This window comes from Oryzomonas sagensis, from assembly GCF_008802355.1.
Lineage (GTDB): Bacteria > Desulfobacterota > Desulfuromonadia > Geobacterales > Pseudopelobacteraceae > Oryzomonas > Oryzomonas sagensis.
The window spans coordinates 169,217-191,964 of the sequence record NZ_VZRA01000002.1 but is presented as its reverse complement, the minus strand read 5'-3'; the positions used below and the strand labels follow the sequence as shown (position 1 = coordinate 191,964).

21 protein-coding genes are annotated in these 22,748 nt (G+C 63.9%); 18 read left to right on the top strand and 3 right to left on the bottom strand.

Annotated elements, in window-relative coordinates; translation table 11 throughout:
* Positions 1 to 208 precede the first annotated feature (208 nt).
* The 3 genes from F6V30_RS08740 to F6V30_RS08730 all read left to right on the top strand — a co-directional run bounded on the left by F6V30_RS08740 (position 209) and on the right by F6V30_RS08730 (position 1,951).
* Entirely contained in the window at positions 209 to 442 is a 234-nt protein-coding gene (locus tag F6V30_RS08740) for a ribbon-helix-helix protein, CopG family (RefSeq protein ID WP_151156605.1), read from the top strand.
* A 34-nt stretch (positions 443 to 476) separates the two neighbouring features.
* Positions 477 to 1,436, top strand: coding sequence for a Tim44 domain-containing protein (locus tag F6V30_RS08735; RefSeq protein WP_151156604.1), 960 nt, complete (start codon positions 477 to 479; stop codon positions 1,434 to 1,436).
* Positions 1,437 to 1,759: 323 nt separating this feature from the next.
* Entirely contained in the window at positions 1,760 to 1,951 is a 192-nt protein-coding gene (locus F6V30_RS08730) for a hypothetical protein (RefSeq protein ID WP_151156603.1), read from the top strand.
* A gap of 170 nt (positions 1,952 to 2,121) precedes the next feature.
* On the opposite strand, the gene F6V30_RS08725 is transcribed toward F6V30_RS08730, so the two are convergent.
* Positions 2,122 to 3,549: a putative bifunctional diguanylate cyclase/phosphodiesterase gene (locus tag F6V30_RS08725; protein WP_151156602.1), complete on the bottom strand. Its 1,428-nt coding sequence runs from the start codon at positions 3,547 to 3,549 to the stop codon at positions 2,122 to 2,124.
* 383 nt (positions 3,550 to 3,932) lie between these two features.
* Here F6V30_RS08725 and F6V30_RS08720 point away from each other — a divergent pair, with 383 nt between their 5' ends.
* The 9 genes from F6V30_RS08720 to F6V30_RS08680 all read left to right on the top strand — a co-directional run bounded on the left by F6V30_RS08720 (position 3,933) and on the right by F6V30_RS08680 (position 11,909).
* Positions 3,933 to 4,133 (top strand): hypothetical protein, encoded by a 201-nt coding sequence (locus F6V30_RS08720; RefSeq protein ID WP_151156601.1) that lies wholly within the window; start codon positions 3,933 to 3,935, stop codon positions 4,131 to 4,133.
* 142 nt (positions 4,134 to 4,275) lie between these two features.
* Positions 4,276 to 4,713: a bacteriohemerythrin gene (locus F6V30_RS08715; protein ID WP_151156600.1), complete on the top strand. Its 438-nt coding sequence runs from the start codon at positions 4,276 to 4,278 to the stop codon at positions 4,711 to 4,713.
* A gap of 156 nt (positions 4,714 to 4,869) precedes the next feature.
* Complete coding sequence (locus F6V30_RS08710; RefSeq protein ID WP_151156599.1) at positions 4,870 to 5,175, top strand: hypothetical protein; 306 nt, start codon at positions 4,870 to 4,872, stop codon at positions 5,173 to 5,175.
* Between the two features lie 55 nt (positions 5,176 to 5,230).
* The gene (locus F6V30_RS08705; RefSeq protein WP_151156598.1) at positions 5,231 to 5,707 is read left to right on the top strand and encodes a DUF4124 domain-containing protein; all 477 of its coding nucleotides are present in this window, start codon (positions 5,231 to 5,233) and stop codon (positions 5,705 to 5,707) included.
* A gap of 320 nt (positions 5,708 to 6,027) precedes the next feature.
* Entirely contained in the window at positions 6,028 to 6,987 is a 960-nt protein-coding gene (gene arsS, locus F6V30_RS08700) for an arsenosugar biosynthesis radical SAM (seleno)protein ArsS (RefSeq protein ID WP_246163383.1), read from the top strand.
* Positions 6,988 to 7,023: 36 nt separating this feature from the next.
* Positions 7,024 to 7,383 (top strand): nitroreductase, encoded by a 360-nt coding sequence (locus F6V30_RS08695; RefSeq protein ID WP_151156597.1) that lies wholly within the window; start codon positions 7,024 to 7,026, stop codon positions 7,381 to 7,383.
* A 327-nt stretch (positions 7,384 to 7,710) separates the two neighbouring features.
* Entirely contained in the window at positions 7,711 to 9,198 is a 1,488-nt protein-coding gene (locus F6V30_RS08690) for a sensor domain-containing diguanylate cyclase (protein ID WP_151156596.1), read from the top strand.
* Positions 9,199 to 9,519: 321 nt separating this feature from the next.
* Positions 9,520 to 11,223, top strand: coding sequence for an Ig-like domain-containing protein (locus F6V30_RS08685; RefSeq protein WP_191965624.1), 1,704 nt, complete (start codon positions 9,520 to 9,522; stop codon positions 11,221 to 11,223).
* Positions 11,224 to 11,258: 35 nt separating this feature from the next.
* On the top strand, positions 11,259 to 11,909 hold the full coding sequence (locus F6V30_RS08680) for an outer membrane protein (protein WP_151156594.1): 651 nt from the start codon (positions 11,259 to 11,261) through the stop codon (positions 11,907 to 11,909).
* A gap of 116 nt (positions 11,910 to 12,025) precedes the next feature.
* Here the strand turns inward: F6V30_RS08680 and metH are convergent, their stop codons facing one another.
* Positions 12,026 to 15,487 carry a methionine synthase gene (metH, locus tag F6V30_RS08675; RefSeq protein ID WP_151156593.1) on the bottom strand — a complete coding sequence of 1,154 codons (3,462 nt, stop codon included), beginning with the start codon at positions 15,485 to 15,487 and terminating at the stop codon, positions 12,026 to 12,028.
* A gap of 107 nt (positions 15,488 to 15,594) precedes the next feature.
* The gene (locus tag F6V30_RS08670) at positions 15,595 to 17,241 is read right to left on the bottom strand and encodes a methyl-accepting chemotaxis protein (RefSeq protein WP_151156592.1); all 1,647 of its coding nucleotides are present in this window, start codon (positions 17,239 to 17,241) and stop codon (positions 15,595 to 15,597) included.
* 680 nt (positions 17,242 to 17,921) lie between these two features.
* On the opposite strand from F6V30_RS08670, the gene F6V30_RS08665 reads away from it, so the two are divergent.
* The 6 genes from F6V30_RS08665 to F6V30_RS08640 all read left to right on the top strand — a co-directional run bounded on the left by F6V30_RS08665 (position 17,922) and on the right by F6V30_RS08640 (position 22,742).
* Positions 17,922 to 18,326, top strand: coding sequence for a carboxypeptidase regulatory-like domain-containing protein (locus F6V30_RS08665; RefSeq protein ID WP_151156591.1), 405 nt, complete (start codon positions 17,922 to 17,924; stop codon positions 18,324 to 18,326).
* Between the two features lie 179 nt (positions 18,327 to 18,505).
* Positions 18,506 to 18,793 carry a hypothetical protein gene (locus F6V30_RS08660; protein WP_151156590.1) on the top strand — a complete coding sequence of 96 codons (288 nt, stop codon included), beginning with the start codon at positions 18,506 to 18,508 and terminating at the stop codon, positions 18,791 to 18,793.
* Positions 18,794 to 18,803: 10 nt separating this feature from the next.
* Positions 18,804 to 19,085, top strand: a complete 282-nt coding sequence (locus F6V30_RS08655) for a DUF503 domain-containing protein (protein ID WP_151156589.1) — start codon at positions 18,804 to 18,806, stop codon at positions 19,083 to 19,085.
* A gap of 132 nt (positions 19,086 to 19,217) precedes the next feature.
* Positions 19,218 to 21,674, top strand: coding sequence for an HD family phosphohydrolase (locus F6V30_RS08650; protein ID WP_151156588.1), 2,457 nt, complete (start codon positions 19,218 to 19,220; stop codon positions 21,672 to 21,674).
* Positions 21,616 to 22,035, top strand: coding sequence for an rRNA maturation RNase YbeY (gene ybeY / locus F6V30_RS08645; RefSeq protein ID WP_149308608.1), 420 nt, complete (start codon positions 21,616 to 21,618; stop codon positions 22,033 to 22,035). The genes F6V30_RS08650 and ybeY overlap by 59 nt, the downstream gene beginning before the upstream one ends.
* Positions 21,993 to 22,742: a diacylglycerol kinase gene (locus F6V30_RS08640; protein ID WP_151156587.1), complete on the top strand. Its 750-nt coding sequence runs from the start codon at positions 21,993 to 21,995 to the stop codon at positions 22,740 to 22,742. Before ybeY ends, F6V30_RS08640 begins: the two co-directional genes overlap by 43 nt.
* The last annotated feature ends 6 nt before the right edge of the window (positions 22,743 to 22,748 follow it).

Sequence of the window (22,748 nt, the reverse complement as noted above, 5' to 3'; positions counted from 1 at the left end):
TTATTTACCCCGGCGCAGACTGAAACGCCGGAGGTATCATGCACCCACGATCTGCCCGCAATCACCCCGCACCCTTCCCGCCGTCCCATGCCATCCGCCACGCCAAGAAGACGGTCCGAGTCGCCGACGGCCCGAAGCTGCCGGCACGTTTACCCTCGTTTTCCCCCGGAGTTTCCCCGGCGGAGACTACCCTGCAAAGGAGAAAATCATGCCATACCCAAGGAATGCCGTTACCAGGGAGCCGCAACCGTCCAAAAGGAGTCTGAAAAAGAAAAAGGAGAAGACCGAGCAACTGCAGAATATCATTTCACTGCGCATCAACGACGACGAGAAGAGGGCGCTGGAAAAGCTGACAAAGTCCACGTCCAAGAACATTTCCGAGATCATGAGAGAGGCGATTGCCCTGTGGAGCCAGAACCGGCGCAAACTGTGCCTGGATTGACCACGGAAACAGCAACCCAGATAAGGAGAGCAGAATGAAGAAACATCTTGTCAAGGCGGGCGCCATTATGGCGGCCATACTGTTCCTGAGCATCACCGCATTCGAATTCAACGCCGACGCCCGGGCCGGCGGCGGCCGCTCTTTCGGCGGCGGTTCGCGCAGCTATTCCCGTTCCGCCAGCCCCTCCCCCTCGTCCAGCTACGGCGGCCCGTCGCGGCAGCAGGCCGCGCCCGCGCCCGGCGCCTTCCAGCAACCCCAGGGGGGCGGGTTCCTGCGGAGCATGGCCGGCGGCCTCGCCGGGGGCATGCTGGGCAGCATGTTGTTCAGCAGCTTTGCCGGGGCGGGATCGGGGGTCGGCGGCATGGGCGGCGGAGGCATGGGCCTAGTGCAGATCGCCCTCCTGGCGGGGGTCGGCTATCTCATCTACCGCTCTATAAAAAAAAAGCGGGCCGATAGCGCGGCCACCTTCTCCGGGCAGGGGGGGTATGGGGGCGGAACGGTGATCCCCCTGCCCACTGCGCAGCTGGGCACTCAGCCGGCAACGGACGATGTGGGGGCCGGTCTGTCCCATATCCGCCGGATGGACCCCTCGTTCGACGAGAACCGCTTCACCGATGCGGCCATGGATACCTTCTTCAAGATCCAGGGGGCGTGGATGAATCGCGGTCTGTCGCCGGTGGCGGGGCTTCTGACCGACGAGATGCGGGGGATCTTCCAGACGGACCTGGACCGGTTGCTGCGGGACAAGCAGATCAACCGGCTGGAGAATATCGCCGTCAGGGAGGTGCGGATCGCCGAGGCGTGGCAGGAGGCGGGACAGGACTATATCACCGCTTCGATCTATGCGAACCTGCTCGACTATACCACCGACGAGACGACCGGCGCGGTGGTGTCCGGCAGCACGGCGGAGCCGGTCAAATTCGAGGAATTCTGGACCTTCACCCGGGCGGTGGGCGCCAACCCGTGGCGGTTGTCGGCGATCAACCAGGCATAGCCGGCGTGCAGCAACCGGGCACGTCCCCCTTCCCGCCACGGGAGGGGGACGTGCCGAAACATTGCATGCCTCAAGGTATCAGTTTCCCCCTGCCGGTTATGGCGGCCCGGGCCGGGGATCACGGCCGTTTGCAGCTGCAGAGCCCACCGGATCAGCCCGGTGGGCTCGCTTTGTCCCGGCCCCGGAAAGGGGAAAGCCGGCGATGGCCACCCCATGAAACGACGGCCGGGGCGATTGCCCCCGTGGCGCTTTTCCTTGAGCATCGGGTCAAAGCTTGCTACTGTCGGGGGGCACGCCATCACGACGCAACCGGGAGAATTGCCATGTACATCGCCAGAGACCAGAATAACGACCTGTACCTCTTCTGCGAACTGCCCAAACGGGGCAAGGAATGCTGGTGGGCCCCTTCGGGGCTCGACGGGACCTACCTCCGCCTCGACAAATCCCTCTACCCCCACGTCACCTGGGATTCGGCCCCCCTGCGGGTGGAACTGCGGGACGTCGAACCCTCCTGATATCGGCAGGCCCCACGATACGGCAACCGGGGAAAGGCATGCGCCACGCAACCGGGACGACAAAATCAACGCCTTTTCCGAAGAAACGCCGCGCTGTGCCCTGCGCCTTTGCGGCCCTGTGGCAAAACCGCCGTTGCGAGGTTTTTCCTGCCGGGAGGTCGAACGGTTCGTTACAGGGGAAATTCGGACAGGGAGTGCCGTGCCAGAAACTGCATGGTCTCGTCGGCGGGCAGCGGGCACGATACCAGGTACCCCTGGATCTCGTCGCATTCCAGGTCCCGCAGGTAGTCCAACTGCTCCCGGGTCTCGACCCCTTCGGCCATGACCCGCATGTCGAGGCTGTGGGCCAGGGAGATGATCGCCCGGGAGATGGCGGCGGACTTCTCATCCGTGGTGACCGCGCTGGTGAAGGTCTTGTCGATCTTCAGCTTGCTGATGGGGAACTGGCTCAGGTAGGCAAGGCTGGAGTAGCCGGTGCCGAAATCGTCGATGGCGATATGCACCCCCTCGGCGTGCAGGGTGTTGAAAGCCGCCACCGTGGCCTCGCTGTTCTTCAGGAGAGCGCCTTCCGTTATCTCCAGCTCCAGAAAGTTAGGGTCCAGTCCGGTTTCTTCAAGGACCGAGAAGATCCAGGGCACCAGGTTGCCGGAGTGGAGTTGGGTGGGGGAAAGGTTGACCGCATACCTGACCGGCTGGCAGCCGGAACTGCTGCAGGCGAGATGGTGCTCGCAGGCGGTTCGGAGCACCCATTCCCCCAGGGGCGCCATCATGCCGATACCCTCGGCGAGCGGGATGAACTGGTCCGGGGAGATGTTCCCCAGGGTCTGGTGCTCCCAGCGCGCCAGGGCCTCCACCCCCACGACCCGGCCCCCCTGCAGGTCCACCTGGGGCTGGTAGTGCAGGGAAAAATCCTGGCGATTGACGGCCCGGCGCAGGTCGTTCTCCAACAGGAGCCGGCCGAATTCCGATTCGTAACTTTGCGGGGAAAAGAAGCGGTGGGTGTTTTTCCCGGAATCCTTGGCCTTCAGGAGGGCCGCATAGGCGTTTCTGATCAGGGCGTCGGCGCTGCCCCCCCCTTCCGGGTAGAGGCAGATCCCCATGTTGGCGTTGATGACAAGCTCCTGGTCCGCCAACAGGAAGGAATCCGCCATGGCGTCGAAAACGTCCGCCACGACCTGCATGACGTCGTCCCGGCAGCCCATGCCGGGCAGGAGCAGCAAGAACTCGTTCCGCCCCGGCCGGCAGAGGGTGTCGCGGGGCGCGAGGCAGGCGTCGAGGCGGACGGCCGTCTCCCGCAGGAGCGCGTCCCCCACGAACTGGCCGAGGGTATCGTTGATGAGTTTGAAACGATCGAGGGCAAAGAAGATGACGGCAAGCTTGCCGCCGCTCTCTTTGGCTGAGGAAAGGGCGTTGTTCAGGGTATCGTAGAACATGGACCGGTTCGGCAAACCGGTCAGACGGTCCGTCAAAGACGCCGCACCGTGGCTTTCGCCCCGGTGGCGCATCTTCGTCACCGTTTCCTCCAGGAGAACAACCCGGCCGCGCAAGGCGTCTATCTCTCTTTGGAGCTGCCGCCGCGTCCTGCTCGCATCGTGCATTAAGAGTCCCGTGCCGTCATGGTGACAAACGAACGTCGAACAGCCGACGCCGGAAGGGCGCTTCCGGCCGCATCGATCCGGCAAACAACACCATACCCGGATGGGAGTACTCTTTATACCATTTTTCGAATAATCACAAGGGATAAGAGGGGCTGAAATGTGCAAAAAAAGAGCAAGCGGCAGCGACGGGTTCCGCGTCGGTCCGGCCTTGGCGCCCACCAGCGGCCGGGAGTACGCACTCCAGGGCCATCGGCCCCGCTTCCCTTGGGTGCGGGCCGACTTTTTGCCCCATTGTAACCGGGCCAGGACCGTGCCGGAACATTCCGGGTATAAGCTTCCCCCACGCTCAGGCAACCGGGCGGAACCCAAAAAGGAGGCGCACCGTGGATTTTATTACGCTCAAATCGGGGTTGGAACTTGCGGTCATAGGGGTGGCGATGGTTTGCGTCCTGTTCGTATTCTACTGGAAGCTGGGACAGGTCACCCTGGAAAAGCGGGAGAACGAGGGGCAACGGGATAGCAGGGAAGCGGGGTACGGAACCCATTCGGCGCCCCATGGGGAGCCGTCGATCCCGGGACAATGAGGCACGGAATGGGGGGGATGGTCACCCCATCCCCCCTGACATACGCCGCTATCGGGTATTCGGTTGAAATATCCATGCAGTGCTATTATAATTCAACCCATCGCCTGTGACGCCAAACGGAACCGGAACGGAACGGAAGCCTATGCCCCTTTGCACCTGGGAGACCAGTTTCAACCTTGAATCAGGGGTTATGAACGAACACCACCAGCGGTTGGTGAGCCTCATCAACGCGGCCTACGACGCCATTCAGTTGAACGACAGCCACGGCATGGTGCGTATCGTGGACGAGCTTCTCGATTACGCCACCTACCATTTCAGGACCGAAGCGGACCTGATGCGCCAGTGCGGCTATCCGTCCCAGGCGTCCCACCTGGAACAGCACGGCCACTTCTTTCGCCATATCAGCGACCTGCAGAGCCGGCTGCACGCACGCGAGCCGCTGCACAACCTTGAGATCGTGATCTTTCTGAAGGAGTGGCTGATGCAGCACATCCTCGTGACAGACCGGGAACTGGCCGGCTATCTCGCCGCCAACGTCCCGGCCGCACCGGCCCCCCTCCCCTCCCAAGGCGGCGCATGACAAGACCTTTGGCGGGAGAGCCGCTACCCGCGCCTTCACAAACCCACCGACAAGGGGCATGCCGACCGCCCGGAGGGTATACCTGTTTGCCTCCCCCGCCGTTGCCGGGACGCGGCGGAGCGCGTGCCGGGCAAATCTCCCAGAGAGGAAACTGACATGAGACTCGCACCCATCATCATTGCGATCACCCTGGGTGCCGCTTCCGCCGCTTTTGCCGAGCAGGCGCCCGGACCCGGGGCCGGCAAGGACCTGTGCCTGTTGGATATCAGCAACTGCACCGGCCGGAGTTACTACCATATCGTCGAAAAGATCGCGCGCCTGAAGACGGCTCTTGAGGCCGGAACCACGGTCTATTCTCCGGGGGAGATCGAGCACCTCACGTACCTGCTGGAAGAGGCGTTCACAACCGCCGACTTGATCGGCGCGGACCCTTCGATTGTCCCGGAAAACAAGGACCGATGAGTACCGGCACCCGCCACGCAGCGCCGCGAGGCATCCGCAGACGACAGGAACCGGCATGAAAAGACTCCTTATCATTTTGCTGCTGGCGGCGTCCGCCGCCCAGGCGGAAACCTATGAATGGACCGATCGGGAGGGAACCGTCCACTTCTCCGAATCCCGCGCCGAGATCCCGGCACCCTACCGGAAAAGCGCCACCCCCCTGGGGATCGACGTCACGGGAAGCGGGAGCGGCCCCGCAGCAGCCGTCTCCTCCCCCGCCACCCGGCAGGGCACCACGGAGGGCGGTTCCGTCGCCGACCGGATGGAGGAGGTGAAGGGGCGGTTGCAGAATGACGAAGGGAGCATGGCGCTCATCCGCCAACTGCAAGACGACCCGCAGATGCAGGCGCTGTTGAGCGACCCGGCGGTGCTGCGCGCGGTCCAGGCCGGGGATTACGGCGCCCTGATGAACAACCCCGCGTTCCTGAAGCTGCTCACCAATCCCCGGGTGCAGCAGATCGAGAAACGGCTGCAGCAGGGGGGGACGAAGTAGCCCCTCTCCCCGTTTTCCCCCAGACCCCCGGTGACGGTGGCGCATGCCGTTCCAGGATCACATGCCGGCTTTTTCTCCCCCCTCCGGTATTTACGGCATCTCCCCCGCCCCTTTCGCCTTCACATGAATAACCATAACCGATCATCAAACGAAAACGCAATCGCCCCGGCTTCCGAGCATGCGGTCCGCTTCATTCCAGCCGGTCATGCCTGCCGTTGCCGGCTGATTCAGCACAGTTGCATGCGCAATCGTCCGCGTGGTACAGTACCGGCCATCATACAGGGCAGCGCGAAGCGGGTCGCTGCCCGGGAGGCAATCGTTTGGAAACTGCGACGTTCGACAATTATATGGAGAAGAGCGGACAGGTATTGACACGGGATTCCGTGGCGTGCCTGCAGATGAATCTGGGGTATGCCTGCAACCTGAGTTGTAGCCACTGCCACGTGGGAGCGGATCCTCACCGCACGGAAGAGATGAGCCGGCAGGTGATGGAGCACTGCCTCCGCTTTGTGGAGCAGGGGGCGGTCAATGTGGTGGACCTTACGGGGGGGGCGCCGGAAATGAATCCCCACCTGCGCTACCTGATCGAGCGGCTGCGCATGATCGGCTCCCTGGAAAAGATCCTGCTCAGGAGCAACCTCAGCATCCTGGCCGAGGCCGGCTATGCCGACCTGCCCTCCTTCCTGGCGGAGAACAACGTGGAGATCGTTGCCTCCATGCCCTGTTACCTGAAGGAAAACGTGGAAGCCCAGCGCGGCCCCGGCGTTTACGAGGCCAACATCACGGTCTTGCAGGAGTTGAACCGCATCGGCTACGGGACCACGGGCCCCGGCCTGCACCTGGTCTACAACCCGGGGGGGGATTTCCTGCCCGGCCCGCAACCGGCTCTGGAGGCCGCCTACAAGGAGCATCTGGGCAAGCGGTTCGGCATTACGTTCACCAGCCTGTACACCATCACCAACATGCCCATCGGCCGCTTCCGCAGCGACCTGGAGCGGCACGGGCAGTTGCAGCCCTACCTGGACCTGCTGGCGGAGAGCTTCAACCCCGCCAACCTGGCCAGGGTGATGTGCCGGAACATGGTCAGCGTGGATTGGCAGGGGCAGGTGTACGACTGCGACTTCAACCACGTCCTGCGGCTCCCCCTGGATGTGGCCGACGGCTACATCGGCAATGTGCGCGCCGACGACCTGATCGGCACCGCCATCGCGTCGGGCGAGCACTGCTTCGCCTGCACCGCCGGCGCGGGCAGCAGCTGCCAGGGAAGCCTGAGCGCCTAGCGCGACCCCGACGCCACCAAGAGAGAAGCTACGATCATGCCCCAGGAACCATCTCCCGTTGTCTGCAAAAACTGCGCGCTGCTGCTTGTCCGGCGCTGCTATGGAAAGCATTGGTGGTTCCGCCTGGTCCGGGAGCCGTTGGTGTGGGGCATGCGCCTCTTGTCCCTCTGCCACGGGATCGACGCCCGCAGGCACGTGGTGAGCAATCCCGAATGCCGCGGCTGCGTCCGCTTCATGAAGGCGGAACTGGAGGAGAAATCGCCCCTGTTCCGCTTCCTCAACGACCGCATCGGCCCGCGCTTCGGCGCCATGCGCAACGCCATGCTCACCCCGGCGGAACTGGACGAGGCCAAACGCCGCGCCAGGGAGATGATGGCGCCAAAGCCCCGGGAATAGGACGGCACGGCACGCTCTGAAGAATTACGGTTCGAATCCCGAAATTGATGGACAACCCCGCGATCTTTTTGCTATGTATAACGGATTTACCGATGCTGGTGTGCGGGCCGTGGCGAGGCGGGAGTATCCCCGGCACGTATCCCCAGGCGGAGGCGCATTCCAGGGAACGGAAGCAAAGCAGCGATGTGACGACGGGAACGGGAGTTGTTACAGCGGGGGAGATGGTCGAGGCGTTCGCCATTCGGAGAGGGCTGCCGGGAATGAATCGCGGCGATTGCTCATCGGACGAATAGCACTGTCCCCTTGCAGAAAACGAGGAACAAGAGATTGGATTCGATTCAAACCGTGATCACGGGAAAGACCAGGCTTCCTTCGCCTCCCTTGATTTGCATCAATATTCTCGATCTGGTGCGCGAGGACGATTTCACCTTTCAGGACCTGGCCCACATCATCGGCGCGGACCCCTCCCTGACCGCCAAACTCCTGAAGGTTGCCAATACCCCCTACTACAACCTCTCCGGTTCGGTTACCAGCGTCGAAAAGGCGGTCGCCATCCTGGGGGTGAATATCGTCAAGATCATCGCCCTCTCCTTTGTCGTGTACAGCGAGTTCCAGGTGGAGGGAGACGGCACGTTCGACATCGACCTCTTCTGGCGGCGCTCCCTGACCTCGGCCGTGGCTGCCGAACAGATTGCCACCGCCCTTGCCGGTTCGGGCGGCGACCTGTTCCTCATCGCCCTGCTCCAGGACATCGGCGCCCTGCTCATGCGCAACTGGCGGCCCCAGGACTACCGGCAGCTCTCCAGGGCCGCCCTGGACGGGCGCACCCCGCTGCACCGCCTGGAGCGCGACCTCTTCGGATTCGACCATCAGACGGCGGGCGCGGAACTGTTCAAGAGCTGGAACTTCCCCGAAGAGATCTGCCTCCCCATACGGCATCACCACTGCGGCGACGACGCGCCGCAACAGTATCGCCTGACCATCGACATACTGGAGGCCGCCAACGTCCTTTCGTGCTTCTACAACGACAGCCACGACGTCGCCAGGATTACCCGGGCCAAACAGCTGCTCACCGCGGGCCTGGGCTTCGAGGAGCATGCCGCCGACAGCCTGATCGAGGAGGTCGCCCGCAAGAGCGGGGAGATGTTCGTCGCCTTCGGCATCAACGGCGCGACCGTGAAGCCGCTCTCCCAGATCCTGCAGGAAGCCAACGAGGAACTGGGCGCAATGTACCATTCCTACGAGCTGATGATGCTGGAATTGAAACAGGCGCGGGAAAAGGCCGAGGCCCTGGCCCAGGAACTCCATGAGAGCAACGAACGGCACCGGGAGCTGGCCTACAAGGACGACCTGACCCAGGCGTACAACTACCGTTTCTTCCAGGAGGCCCTGGGGCAGGAAATCAGCAGATCCCAGCGCTACGGCCGGGAATTTTCCCTCGTCCTGTTCGACCTGGATCAGCTCAAGGAGATCAACGACACCCACGGGCATCTCGTGGGGAGCCAGGTGCTGGTCAACGTCAGCAGGCTGGTGCAGAAAAAGGTGCGGGCCACCGATATCTTTGCCCGCCTGGGGGGCGACGAATTCGGCATCATCCTGCCGGAAACGGACGCCTCCCGGGCCGGCATCGTTGCCGAGCAGATCAGGCGCTCCATAGAGGCTTCGGCCGGGAGTATCGCCGCCACCATCAGCGTCGGCGTGACCAGCTACCGCTCCGACCATGGGGATTGGGACAAGAGGGTCATCTTCAACAAGGCGGACGCGGCCCTGTACATGGCCAAGAAAACCGGCAAGAACCGCGTCCACGTGGCATAGCCGCGCGGTGCGGCCAGACGATGAAAAAAGGGGCGGCCCCATACACGGACCGCCCCTTTTCATTGCCCGGCCTGCGGCGACATGGCGGCCTCCCTGCCGGACAAAGCATGCGATAAAATATGCTATCATTGCCGGATATCACAACAGATGCGGGGCTGTTTCCGGCTGTTCGTCGGGAGCCGGGCAGAAAAAGGCCGGGCAGGGCCGCACGCCGCCATTGCCAAACCGGCGATTTCGGCTTACTCTGTTCCCTCCGTCCCGGCGGACCGGGATAAGAGTTCCATCGATCACGCGGTTCACACCTATTTGGGGAGGAAGTATATGCGCAACCTGCTCTGGTCAGGTTTTCTTATGGTACTGCTGTCCGGCTGCGGTTGGGATGGGGCCGCGACCCGGGAGAACGATATCACCCCCCTCACCGCCATCACGATCACGGCGGATTACTCCACCATCGCCCTGAACACCTCCACCAAGCTCAAAGCCACGGGCAATTACTCGGGCCTGTTCACCCGCGACATCAGCGACAAGGTGACCTGGACCAGCGATACGCCCACCGTGGCCGCCTTCGCGACCACGGCCAACCCGAGCCGGGTGACCGGCAAGGGGGCGGGCGGCGCCGTCCTGACCGCCACCATGGGGGGCGTGTCGGCCACCTACACCATGAACGTGAGTGCGGCCACCGCCACCGCCATCACCGTCACCCCCGCCGCTCCGACCCTGGCCAAGGGGTTGACCACGCAGTTTGCGGCCGCCGGCACCTTCTCGGACGGCAGCAGGCAGGATCTGACCTTCGACGCCGCCTGGGCCTCCAGCGACGCCACCGTGGCGTCCGTCAGCGACGCGGCCGACGACACCAAGGGGCTGGCCACCGCCCTGGCCGCCGGCACCACGACCATCAGCGCCACCTTCGGCGGCATCAGCGGCACGGCGCTCCTCACCGCCACCGCCCCGGTGCTGCAATCCATTGCGGTCTCGCCGGGCACCCCCTCGGTCCTCTCCCTGACCAAAACGACCTTTACGGCCACCGGCACCTATTCGGACGGAACCACCGGCGACATCACCGGTCAGGTCGCCTGGGGCTCGTCCAACACCAACACGGCGCCCGCCCCCACCGCCGGGACGACCGTCACCTCCGCCCCCGGCACCACCACCATCAGCGCCGCCCTGGGCAGCGTCCGCGGGACAACCACCCTCACGGTGACGGGGGGCACCCTGACGAGCTTCAGCATCTCCCCGAACAGCCAGACCCTCGTCAAGGGAACCATGGGGCGCATCAGCGCCACCGGCGTCTTCAGCAACGGCACGACGCGCGACATCACCGGGGCGCTCACCTGGACGGTGGACTTCACGAGCCGCGCCACGCTGACCGCGCCGTCGGGCAATGTGATGTGGGCAAGCGCCCTGGCGAGCGGCGCCGTCACCATTACGGCAGACTCCGCCTCCCTGCGCAGGACCGCCACCGTGACGGTCACCGCCCCGTCGCTCAATCACCTGGCAATCGCCCCGGCCAGCCTCGGCCTGACCAAGGGGTCCACCGGCCGCTTCGCCCTGACCGCAATCTTTAACGACGGCACGTCCCAGGACGTGACCGACAGCGCCGCCTGGAGCTCCAACGCCACCTCCGTCGCCACGGTCGGCACCGCCGGGCTGGCAAGCGGCCAGGTCACCGCCGTGGCCGCCGGCACCGCCACCGTCACCGCCACCTACGGCGGCACGACCATCACGGCGACCGTCACGGCCACGGCCAAGACCCCCAAAAGCCTGGCCATCACCCCGGGCAGCACCACCACGACCCTGGCCATCGGCACCGCCACATCCTTCACCGCCACGGTCACCTACAGCGACAACACCACCGCGGACGTGACCAAGGACACGGTCTGGACGACCTCCGACGCCAACGTGGCCATCCCGGCCGACAGCCAGCAGCTGCCGGGGCAGATCATGGGAGTCGATAGCGGCACGGCGACCCTCACCGCCACCTTCGGCGGCATTACCGCCCCGACCGTGACGGTCAAGGTGCCCTAGCGTCCGATACCACCAGTTACGAAGGAAGGAACCATATGAAACGAATCTGCCGGATGATCATCGCCCTGGGCCTGCCGCTGCTGGCGTGCGGCTCGGCCTGGGCGCAGCACGCGGGCCCCTATGCGGGGGTCTTCCTGGGGGGCAACGCCCTGATGTCCGCCAAGGGCTCCGACAGCCAGGGGGACTTCAGCCTCAAATTCGCCCCGGGCCTCATGGGCAGCGCCGTCCTGGGGTGGGACTTCGAGCCGGGCAACAGCGCGGGCGAGGGGCGCATCGAACTGGAATACAGCCACCGCGGCAACCGACTCGACAAGGCCAAATTTGCCGATGGGAGCGTGACCGCGAGCGGCAGCGTCACGGCGGACAGCCTGCTGGTCAACTTTTACGGCACCCTGTTCGGCGACCGGTCCTGGTCCCCCTACCTGGGGCTCGGCCTGGGGGCCGCCCGCATCGAGGCCTCGGACCTGCGGGTGACCGGCGGGGCCCTGAGCGACGACGCGGCCTTCGCCTTTGCCTACCAGGCGGGGCTGGGGGTCGATTTCGCCCTGACCGACCGGCTGAACCTGGATCTGGGGTACCGCTTTTTCGGCACGGTCCGCCCCAAGCTCCGGGAGGCCGACGGGACGGATTTCAGGATGGATTATTACAACCACAGCGTCGTGCTCGGGGTGCGGGTGGGGTTTTGAGGGGAGATGCTTGAAATAGGACTTATAAGACTTATGGGACTTATGGGACTTATGGGACCTATGGGACCTATAAAAGTCTTATAAGTCCCATAAGTCCTATCCGATTTCCCCCCGCTTCACCGCCCGATGGTAAAATACCGCGCCTGGGGATGATGGAACACCAGGGCCGAGACGCTCGCCTCCGGGTCCATCATGTGCCCCTCGGTCAACTGCATGCCGATCCGTTCGGGGTGGAGCAGGGCGAAGATCTTCTCCTGGTCGGCCATCTCGGGACACGAGGCGTAGCCGGGGGAGACCCGGATGCCGCGGTAGCCGCCGTCCATGATTTGGGCTACGGACAGGGCCGGGTCGTCGGGAATCCCCCAGGCGTCCCGGATGCGCCGGTGGACGAACTCGGCCGTGCATTCGGCCATCTCCAGCGCCAGCGCCTGCACCAGGTGCGACTTCAGGTACAACCCCTCCCCCTTCCATATTTCAGCCTGTCGACGGACCCCAGCGCCGGCGGTGGTGACGAACAGGGCCACGCTGTCCCGCTCCCCGCTGGTCACGGGGCGCACGTAGTCGGCCAGACAGAGGTGTTCCTCCCCCGGCTGGCGAGGGAAGGTGAAGCGCATGACCTCCGCCCCGGACCCTGCCGGGTCGTAGAGGATCAGGTCGTTCCCCTCCCCGGCGGCCGGGTAGAAGCGGTACAGGGCGTGGGGGCGGATCAGCCCCTGTTCCCGCACCAGGTCGATGGCCTCCTGCACCTCGGCGTGCAGCTTGAGCGCCTTCTCGTCCCGGGCGGCCAGAAGCTTATCCAGCGCGCCGATCAGCCCCAGGTGCTTGCTGTAGAGCATCTGGCGGTTGATGTAGGGGAGCACGTGGTCCAGGGGGATCTCCCGGAGGATGTGTTCCTGGAAATCCGGGACCGCCGGGAGCGGGCCATCCACGGCCGTGGCCGAGCGGAGGGTGGACGGGGCCGCCGGGGCGGCCGCCGGACGGGCGGCGGCCTCGCGGCGCGATTCCTCCTGGCGCTGCCCCAGCTCCTGGAACAGCGCGGGGCGCAGGGCCGGGTCGCTCAGCCGGTTGGCCAGATCCAGCCCCTGCATGGCGTCCTTGGCGTAGAGCACCGGCCCGCCGTACTCCGCGGCGATGCGGTTGTCGGCGAAGCGCCGGGACAGGGCCGCCCCGCCCACCAGCAGGGGGGCGGCGATCCCGGCCGCCTTCAGGTCGGCGGCGGTGACGGCCATCTGCTGGGCGCTCTTGACCAAGAGTCCCGAGAGGCCGATGAAATCGGGTTTTTCCCGCCGCGCCGCGGCGATCAGCTCCTCCGGCGGCACCTTGATCCCCAGGTTGACCACCTGAAAGCCGTTGTTGCCCAGGATGATCTCCACCAGGTTCTTGCCGATGTCGTGCACGTCCCCCTTGACCGTGGCCAAAAGCAGTTTCCCCTTGGCGGCGCTGTCCCCCTTTTCCAGATGCGGTTCCAGATGCGCCACCGCGCTCTTCATGGATTCCGCCGACTGGAGCACCTCGGCCACGATCATCTGGTTGTCGTTGAACAGCCGCCCCACCTCGGCCATGCCGGCCATGAGCGGCCCGTTGATGATGTCCAGCGGCTTGTCGCCCCGCCCCAGGGCCTCATCCAGGTCCGCTGCCAGGCCGTCCTTGCTCCCCTCCACGATATAGCGGGGGAGGCGTTCGTCCAACGGCAGGGCTGCGGCCGGCACCGTGGGTGCGGCGGCCGGCTGGCGGAAATGGGCGGCAAAGGCGGCCACCGGGTCGCTGCCGCGCCAGAAGAGCAGGTCTTCCGCCAATGCCAGTTCCTCGGGGGGAATACCGGCGTAGCGTTCCAGCTTCTCGGTGTTGACGATGGCATAGGTCAGGCCGGCCTTGACGCAGTGGTGCAGGAAGACCGAGTTCAACACCTCGCGCCCGGCCGGGGGGAGGCCGAAGGAGACGTTGGAGATCCCCAGGATGGTGCCGCACCGGGGGAAGGCCTCGGTGATCAGGCGCACCCCCTCGATGGTCTCCCGGGCCGAGCCGATGTAGTTCTCGTCCCCGGTCCCCACGGGGAAGACCAGGGGGTCGAAGATCAGGTCCTCGGGGCGCAGGCCGTAGCGCCCCACCAGGAGGTCGTGGGAGCGCCGGGCGATCTCCAGCTTGCGCTTGCTCGTGACCGCCATGCCGTGCTGCGGGTCTTCGTCGATGCACCCCACCACCACGGCGCCGCCGTAGCGCTGCAGCAGGGGCGCCACCCGGGCGAAGCGCTCCTCCCCGTCCTCCAGATTGATGGAGTTGAGGATGGACTTCCCCTGGAGGCGTTGCAGGGCCAGCTCCATCACCCGGGCATCGGTGCTGTCGACCATGACCGGCACCCGCACCTTGCGGGGGAGGAAGCGGAGCAGCCGCTCCAGGTCGGCCGCCTCGTCCCTATCCGGGTTGGCCACGCAGACGTCGATCACCTGGGCGCCCCCCTTGACCTGGGCCCGGGCGATCTCGCTCCCCTCCTCGAACTGTTCGGCGACGATCAGGTTCTTGAACCGGCGCGAACCGATGACGTTGGTCCGTTCCCCCACCAGCACCGGCCGCACGTCCTCCTCCACGAACAACGGCTCAATCCCGGCGATGACCCGGCTGCGTCCCTGCCCGGGGCGGCGGGGCGCTTTGCCCGCCACCATCCGGGCGATGGCCTCGATGTGGGCCGGGGTGGTGCCGCAGCAGCCGCCGACGATGTTGAGCCATCCTTCGTCCACGAACCGGGCCAGCTTGTGGGCCAGGGACGCGGGGGTCTCGGCGTACCGGCCATGCTCGTCCGGCAGCCCGGCGTTGGGATAGACCGACACATGGCAGGCGGCCAGTTCGGCCAGGGCCCGCAGGTGGTCGGCCATGAACTCCGGGCCGGTGGCGCAGTTCAGCCCGATGCTGATCATGCCCAGATGATCCTCCAGGTGGGCCAGGCTGGCGTAGAGCGCCTCGGCCCCCTGGCCGGCCAGGGTGGTCCCGCTGGCCTCGATGGTGCCGGAGATCATCAGCGGCACCCGGCGGCCCTGCTCCCCGAACGCCCGGCGTATCCCCTCGGCGCCGGCCTTGATGTTGAGGGTGTCCTGGGCCGTCTCCAGGAGCAGCAGGTCGACCCCTCCGGCCAGCAGTCCCAGGGCCTGCACGCGGAACGCCTCCACCAGCTGCGCAAAGGTCACCCCGCCGGTGACGGAGATGGTGCGGGTGGTGGGTCCCATGGAACCGGCCACCCAGCGCGGTTTCGCGGCCGTGGCCGCGGCGTCGCAGGCGGCACGGGCCAGTTGGGCGGCCCGGCGGTTCAGTTCGAAGGCCTGGCCGTCGAGGCCGTACTCGGCCAGGACGATGCCGGTGGCGCCGAAGGTGTTGGTCTCCACGATATCGGCCCCGGCCGCCAGGTAATCCCGGTGGATGGCACTGATCACGTCGGGGCGGGTGAACGTCAGGTGCTCGTTGCACCCCTCATAGGCGGGGCCGCCGAAATCGTCGGCCGTGAGGCTGCGTTCCTGGAGCTGGGTGCCCATGGCGCCGTCCAAGACCAGGATGCGTTCGCCAAGGGCGGAGATGATCGGGTGGGACATGCGGGGCTCCTTCAAACTGAGTTATAAGGAGACGTTATAACACAAATGGGACGTATAAGTCACATACGACCTATACGTCCCATTTGCCACCCTGTCTTGCGACTCGCTTACAGCTTGAACTGCCCCACCAGCCGTTGCAACTCCTCGGCCAGGGTGGAAAGTTGGTTGGCGGCGATGACCGACTCGCTGGCCCCCCGGGCCGTATGCTGCACCACCTCGTTGATCTGCTGGATGTTGCTGCTGATCTCGCTGGTCGTCGCCGTCTGCTCCTCGGCCGCCGTGGCGATCTGGCTTACCTGCATGTTCACCGCGTTGATCTGCTCCAGGATCGACTGCAACGCCGCGCCCGATTTGGCCGCCTCGCTGGTGCCGCTCTCCACCTCCCTGACCCCCTCTTCCATGGCCCCCACCGCGCCCTTGGTCTCGCCCTGGATCGCCTTGATCATCTCGCCGATCTCGCGGGTCGCCTTGGTGGTCCGCTCCGCCAGCGCCCGCACCTCGTCGGCGACCACGGCGAAGCCGCGCCCCTGCTCGCCGGCACGGGCCGCCTCGATGGCCGCGTTCAGGGCCAAAAGGTTGGTCTGGTCCGCAATGTCCTCGATGGTCCCCACGATCTCGCCGATCTGGTCGCTGCGCGCCCCCAGGCTCTCCACGGTCTTGGCCGTGTCCATCACCCGGCTGGCGATGCGTCCCATGACCTGGACGGTGTTCTCCACGACGCCCGCGCCGTTCTCGGCGGCCTGGCTGGAGTGGAGCGCGCCCGATGCCGCATGGTGACAGTTCTGGGCGATGTCGCCGCTGGTGGCGGACATCTCCTCGCTGGCCGTGGCCACGGTGCCGGCCTGGGCCGCCATCTGCTCGGCCCCGGTGGCCATCTCGGCGGCGGTGGCGTGCAGCTCGGCCGCCGCGGAAGCCACCTGGGCGCTGTTCCCCGCCACCATGGAGATGATCGTGTGCAGCTTCTCGGCGGTGCCGTTCACCTCCCGGGCCAGCATCCCCATCTCGTCCTCGCTGGCGATGGGGGAACGGACGATCAGGTTGCCCCCGGCCACCTCCCGGAGGGTGCCAAGGACCGCCTGGAGCGGACGTGATACGGAGTTGGCGATCAGGCTACCCCCCAGGAGGGAGACCGCCGCCACCAGGGCCACCACCGCCAGCAGCACCAGCCGGATACGCCGGAAGGTATCGCTGCTGTGCCGGTAGGTATCTTCGCCCTCCCTGACGTTGGACGTCACCATATCGGCGATGGTCTGGGCCGGCTTGTCGTACAGGGGCGCCACCTTGTCGGTGGCAAAAGCCAGGGCCGCCCCGATGGCCGCCGCATCGCCCGAGGCGTGGGCCGCCTTGGCCATCGCGGCCAGCTTGGTCCCTTCCACGGCATAGGCCTCGAATCCCTGCCGGAAGGCCCCAAGCTCTTCCCTTTCCTTGGCGCTGATGGCACTCTTCTCGTAGGTTCCCAGCTTGGTCCGGACGCTCTCGATCTGGACGGAGAAGTCCTTGCCCTTTTCGGCGATCTGCTCCGCATCCCTGAGCGCCAGCATATAGACCACATCCAGCCGCATGGCCAGGAAGCAGTTTTTCAGGTCCTGAAGCAGCGCGGTCTGCTGCATGCCGTCCTTGAGCGCCGCCTCGTCGCCGTTCATGCTGGACATGTTCACCACCCCGAAGCCCCCCACCAGCAGCAGCGCGGCACAGCTCGCCAGCACTAGCGTCATGATCTTCGCCTTTACCTTCATATCCGCCCACACGCTCATCTCGACCTCCCGCAGTTTTATGATAATTACGACGCTATTGGTCCCTTGGTGCCCATTGCGGTTAGCAAGCTACGCGCCAAACGCTCTAAACTATTTTAGTAAATCATTTCGGCATATTATATGATTGGTATATCGTATACGCCTGCGACTGATATTACCCTGTTGTGCCCGGCAGATAGCCAACGCAGCGAAATCACGCATATTATTTGAGTCAACTAATGTACCCGCCTGCAAAAAATGTCGCAGGGGTTTGCCGTCGTTATCCGCCATCCCCAGAACCCCGTGATGCGGTAGTGCGTCAAAATGATACAAACAAGGACGCCATGAGGGACTATAATATATATTTATCGCGCAATTACGGCAAGTTTGAAAATACTCCGGGAGTGTTATTTTTTTTAACACCTCGCAAAAAATGTTAATTTTTTTAACATACTGAAATTGCTATTGAAATATACTTTACCTCCGAGCAAGAGGGGTATATATTCTAATGAAGATAGCAATCCCAGCAGATCGCCCCCATCCTTCTGCACACAGCCGCGTCGTCGAATTGAGGAATTCCCGGAGACGTCACCGGATGGGCTTTAAGCATCGAGGAGAATGGCGCAGGAGAGCAGTCAAGCTGCATACGAGCGTGTCATCCGGGAAGAGACGAATCCGGCCGGGGGACAAGGGGAAGCATCATGTTCGGAAAATTCATTATCGCCACACTTTTCGGCATCTCCTGCATATCGTTGAGCGGCTGCATCGGTAAGGGCGACGACGCCCTCAGGCAGAACGCCCCCCACAGCCCCGCGAGCAATGCGACGGCAGCGGCAATCAAGCCGACCCTCATAAGCGGCACGGTCTTGCGGGAGGACCGCGTTACCCCCATCAGCGGCGTGCGTGTCGTACTCAAGAGAAAAACGCAAGCGGCGGTCGTATCAAGTGCCGACACGGACCATATCGGCAATTTCAGCCTGGCGGGGCCGTTTTCCCGCGACGACTACACCATCGAGATAGATTCTCCCGAATACGCCGGCGCCAAGACCATTCTGGTCGAGCTCAACCGGGACAACTGGCACGAGATCATTGCCTCTAAAAGGTAGTGCCCCGCATGCCCGCCCGGCGTGAGACTCCGGCCGACGGCACAATTGCATCCAACCGGCGGCCTCCGTCTTTCCCTCTGTTGCGACCACGTTGTGATAAAAACGTTTGCAGGCGCATCGAAGTCTGCTAGATAGATGCACAGTGGTTTGCCAGGTACGAGAGATGGAGATACGCCCCGATGGATGCGATACAAAGCAAGTACCAAAAGAGGAAGACCCTCTACCTCGTGCTGATGGCGGCCATGGTCGTCCTCGCCATCGTCTTTCGCCTGACCGCCGTGCCGGGCGACCAGAACGCCAATCGATCCAACCTGCTGAAGTTCGCCTCTCTGGCCGTGATCATCCTCGTCGCCCGGAATGTTTTCCGTTGCCCCCAATGCGAGGCGTCCCTGGCCCAGGCATTCTATTCATCCCTGTGCCAACTGCGCCGCTGCCCCAAGTGCCGGGCGCTCTTGAAGGAGGACTGAAGCCAGCCCCATGTTCATCTTCTGTCTCGAACTCCACCTGGACCTGCCCGCCCGCTCCCTCAAGGAGAAGCGGGGCATCGTCAAGAGCATCCTGGGGCGCTGCCGCAACCGTTTCAATACCGCCTGCGCCGAGGTCGACCGCCAGGACGCACCCGGAGCGGCAGTGCTGGCCTTCGTAACGGTCAGCCCGGACAAGGTCATTGCCCGGCAGGTGCTGGAGCGGATCGAGGAGTGGGTCTACGAGGGATGGCCGGACGTGGAGATCGTGGCATCCGATATCAGCGAGGTGTGAAAATCGGGCCGAATCCCCTCTTAATAAGAGCTATATTGACACTGTGGCCCATGCAGGGTATATTTAAATCTTATTTCAAATACTTATATTGCATGGACCCCAGAGTGGGGCCAGCCGGACCGATGACCCCCTATGCCTGACCAACCTGCCGATAATCAGGGCCAACATACGCTGACCTACCTGAGCAAACTGGGATCGAACCTCCTGGACGTGGTCGTAAAAAGGTTCTCCAACCCACTGACAGCCCGTCGGAACAGGTTTATCCTCCTTGTTACGACCGCCCTCCTGCTGACCCTCATCCTGCTCCCCGGCCAGCGGTTCCACTCGGCCGAATTCAAGCCGGGCGACATCGCCACCTCCGATATCCGCGCCCCCCAGGACTATCTGGTGGAAGATCACGCCCTGACCGAGCAGCGCCGCAAAGAGGCCGGCAACAGCGCGCCGGTGGTCTACAACGTCAGCGACCGCGTCCCCTCCTACATCATCGGCAAACTCGAGCAGGTGGTGGGCGCGGTCCGCAAGGAGCGTACGGCCAAGAGCCAGAAGAGTACGCACGAATGGCGGACCCTGCTGACGCCGCTTTTGGACACGGAACTGAGCGCAGCGGATATCCACGCCTTCACCCATATCGCCTCGGACAAGGTTTTTCTGGCGGATGCCGCCCGCATGGTGAACGAACTGTACCGCCGCCGGATCGTCCTCGACGGCAAGGCCTTTCAGACCGACACCAGAAGGGGCTTGGAGCTGATCGACGACAACGGCCAACTCGTCGAGGACAGCGACGTGGCCCTGGAGTACACCGAGATTCGGGAGGCCCGCAGACTGGTGACTTCCTGGCAGTTTTCCGGCCAGAACGACCGTACCGACGGGAGCGCCATCGCCCGCGTGATCGCCCGCATCCTCCTGCCGAACCTGTTCTACAACCGCGAGGCGTCGGAGGCCCGGGCCAAGGCGGCCACGGAATCGGTCAGGCCGGTGCTCTTCAAGGTCCAGAAGGGGGAGATGATCGTCCGGGTCGGGGAGCGGATCAGCCCCGAGCAAACCCACAAGCTGCAAGCGATCTTCCAGGAGAACCGGGGCGGCAGCCGTATCTATTCGGCCATCGGCATCTTCACCCTGATCGTGGTGCTGTTCTATTTCCCCTACCGTTTCGCCTTGAAGAACATCCGCAAGTTCAATCCGACCAATAAGGACATCCTGACCATATCGCTCTTGATTATCGGCAGCTTCCTGCTCTTCAAGATCGCGATCCTGATCACCCACAATATCGGCCCGGTCTTCCCGGACATCGACACCGCCTCGTTCTTCTACCTGTTCCCCTTTGCCGCCGGGCCCATGATCGTGCGCATCTTCATCAACTCCGAGGTGGCCCTGGTCTATTGCGCCATCCTGGCCCCCCTCCTGGGGATCATGTTCGACGGCAACATGACGGTGGTGATCTATACCATGCTGGGGAGCATCGTGGGTGCCCACGGGGTGCGCCAGTGCTCGGACCGGAGCACCATCTACACCGCCGGCCTGAAGGTGTCGGTGGTCAACCTGGCCATGGCCCTCTCCTTTCAGACCTCCAGCGCCACCCTGTTCAGCATGCAGACGATCTATGTGGTTTTCTTCGCCCTGGTGAGCGGCGTATTGAGCGCCGGCCTCGTTTCCGGCTTCATCCCGCTCATCGAGACGCTGTTCCATTACACCACCGACATCAAGCTCCTGGAACTGGCCAACCTCAATTCCCCACTCCTGCGGGATCTGATGGTGCGGGCCCCGGGCACCTATCACCACAGCGTGGTGGTGGGCAATCTGGTGGAGTCCGCCGCCGAGTCCATCAGCGCCAATCCCCTGCTGGCACGGGTGGCCGCCTATTACCACGACATCGGCAAGATCTCCAAGCCGCTCTACTTCATCGAGAACCTGGGGGGCGAAGAGAATCGCCACGACAAGCTGACCCCCAGCATGAGCGCCCTGATCCTGATCTCCCATATCAAGGAGGGGGCCGAACTGGCCCGGGAGCGGCACCTGGGGCAGCCGATCACCGACATCATCCGCCAGCACCACGGCACCGGGTTGATCAAATTCTTCTACGACCGGGCCAGGACCCAGGCCGAGGCGACCGGCCAGACGGTGGAGGACAAGGATTTCCGCTACCCCGGCCCCAAACCCCAAACCAGGGAAGCCGGCATCGTCATGCTGGCCGACTGCGTGGAGGCGGCCTCCCGCACCCTCGTCAATCCCACCCCGGACCGCATCCAGGGGATGGTGCAGAAGATCATCAACAATATCTTCATGGACGGCCAGCTTGAGGAGTGCGAACTGACCCTCAAAAACCTCCACGAGATCGCCAAAAGCTTCAACCGCATCCTGAACGGCATCTTCCACCACCGGATCGATTATCCCGAACCGGTCTACAAGGGTGGAAACAGCGGCCAAAAGAAGGCCGAGCATAAAACCAGCTCCGGCGAGCACGGCAAGCCGGGAAACGGAGACCAAGCAAGTGCTGATACAGTTGAACAACCGCCAGAGACGACACCGGATCATGGCGACCCGCCTAAGAAAGGTGGCGGAGAGGATCTTAAGCGCCTTGGCATGTTCTGACGAGACCGAGTTGTCCGTCTCCATCGTCGGCGACCGCGCCATCCGCATCATCAACCGGGAATACCTGGCGAAGGACCGTCCCACCAACGTCATCTCCTTCTCCCTCCAGGAGGGGGAATACGCCGGCATCGCGCCCCATGCCCTGGGAGATGTAGTCATCTCGGCCGACACCGCTGCCCGGGAGGCCGAGGAGGGTGAGATGGAAACCTTCGATCGGATCTGCTTTCTGCTGCTGCACGGCATCCTGCACCTGCGCGGCTATGACCACGAACGGAGCGGCGAGGCCGAAGCGGCCAGGATGGAAAAAAAGGAGAGTGAATTATTCAATCTTCTGAAGAAGGAAGGGTTCCTGAACCCGTAAAACCCGACCGGTTCATCGATTCGGTCAACTGTGCCATCGCGGGCATCATCCACGCGGCCCGCACTGAAAAGCACATGCGCAATCACTTCATCTCCGCCGGGGTGGTGCTCCTTGTGGCGCTTTTCCTCAGGGTGAATCCCCTGGAATTCGCCCTGCTGGCGCTGTCGATCCTGTTCGTGCTCTTCGCGGAACTGATCAACACGGCGGTGGAGGCGGTGGTGGACCTGGTTTCGCCCGGCTACAACCATTTGGCGAAAATAGCAAAGGATACCGCGGCCGGAGCGGTCCTGGTCGCCGCCTGCGGGGCCGCCATCATGGGCTACCTGATCCTGGCCAAATACATCCTGCCGCTCTACGGGGAGGTCCTTGCAATGTTCGGTGCACCCTCGGATATCGGTACCATGGTCTCGATCCTGATCGTCACGATCGTCGTGATCATGCTCAAGGGCCTGCTCGGCAAGGGGAGCCCCCTGCACGGCGGGGCCCCCAGCGGCCATGCGGCCATCGCCTTCTCCATCGCCACGGCGGCATCGCTCAACTCCCGGGACCCGCTCACCTCCCTCTTGTCCGTCGCGTTGGCGCTCATGGTCAGCCACTCGCGGCTGTTCATGCGCATCCACACCATGGGCGAGGTGGTGGCGGGTTCATGCCTCGGGGCGGGGCTCACGCTTATCGTTCTCTACGTATTTAAGTTTCTTGGATCATAAAGGAGG

Bases quoted from the DNA above. Each gene is read 5' to 3' on its own strand.
- F6V30_RS08740 (WP_151156605.1), top strand. From the start codon at position 209: ATGCCATACCCAAGGAATGCCGTTACCAGGGAGCCGCAACCGTCCAAA.
- F6V30_RS08735 (WP_151156604.1), top strand. From the start codon at position 477: ATGAAGAAACATCTTGTCAAGGCGGGCGCCATTATGGCGGCCATACTG.
- F6V30_RS08730 (WP_151156603.1), top strand. From the start codon at position 1,760: ATGTACATCGCCAGAGACCAGAATAACGACCTGTACCTCTTCTGCGAA.
- F6V30_RS08725 (WP_151156602.1), bottom strand. From the start codon at position 3,549: ATGCACGATGCGAGCAGGACGCGGCGGCAGCTCCAAAGAGAGATAGAC.
- F6V30_RS08715 (WP_151156600.1), top strand. From the start codon at position 4,276: ATGCCCCTTTGCACCTGGGAGACCAGTTTCAACCTTGAATCAGGGGTT.
- F6V30_RS08710 (WP_151156599.1), top strand. From the start codon at position 4,870: ATGAGACTCGCACCCATCATCATTGCGATCACCCTGGGTGCCGCTTCC.
- F6V30_RS08705 (WP_151156598.1), top strand. From the start codon at position 5,231: ATGAAAAGACTCCTTATCATTTTGCTGCTGGCGGCGTCCGCCGCCCAG.
- F6V30_RS08695 (WP_151156597.1), top strand. From the start codon at position 7,024: ATGCCCCAGGAACCATCTCCCGTTGTCTGCAAAAACTGCGCGCTGCTG.
- F6V30_RS08685 (WP_191965624.1), top strand. From the start codon at position 9,520: ATGCGCAACCTGCTCTGGTCAGGTTTTCTTATGGTACTGCTGTCCGGC.
- F6V30_RS08680 (WP_151156594.1), top strand. From the start codon at position 11,259: ATGAAACGAATCTGCCGGATGATCATCGCCCTGGGCCTGCCGCTGCTG.
- metH (WP_151156593.1), bottom strand. From the start codon at position 15,487: ATGTCCCACCCGATCATCTCCGCCCTTGGCGAACGCATCCTGGTCTTG.
- F6V30_RS08670 (WP_151156592.1), bottom strand. From the start codon at position 17,241: ATGAGCGTGTGGGCGGATATGAAGGTAAAGGCGAAGATCATGACGCTA.
- F6V30_RS08665 (WP_151156591.1), top strand. From the start codon at position 17,922: ATGTTCGGAAAATTCATTATCGCCACACTTTTCGGCATCTCCTGCATA.
- F6V30_RS08660 (WP_151156590.1), top strand. From the start codon at position 18,506: ATGGATGCGATACAAAGCAAGTACCAAAAGAGGAAGACCCTCTACCTC.
- F6V30_RS08655 (WP_151156589.1), top strand. From the start codon at position 18,804: ATGTTCATCTTCTGTCTCGAACTCCACCTGGACCTGCCCGCCCGCTCC.
- F6V30_RS08650 (WP_151156588.1), top strand. From the start codon at position 19,218: ATGCCTGACCAACCTGCCGATAATCAGGGCCAACATACGCTGACCTAC.
- ybeY (WP_149308608.1), top strand. From the start codon at position 21,616: ATGGCGACCCGCCTAAGAAAGGTGGCGGAGAGGATCTTAAGCGCCTTG.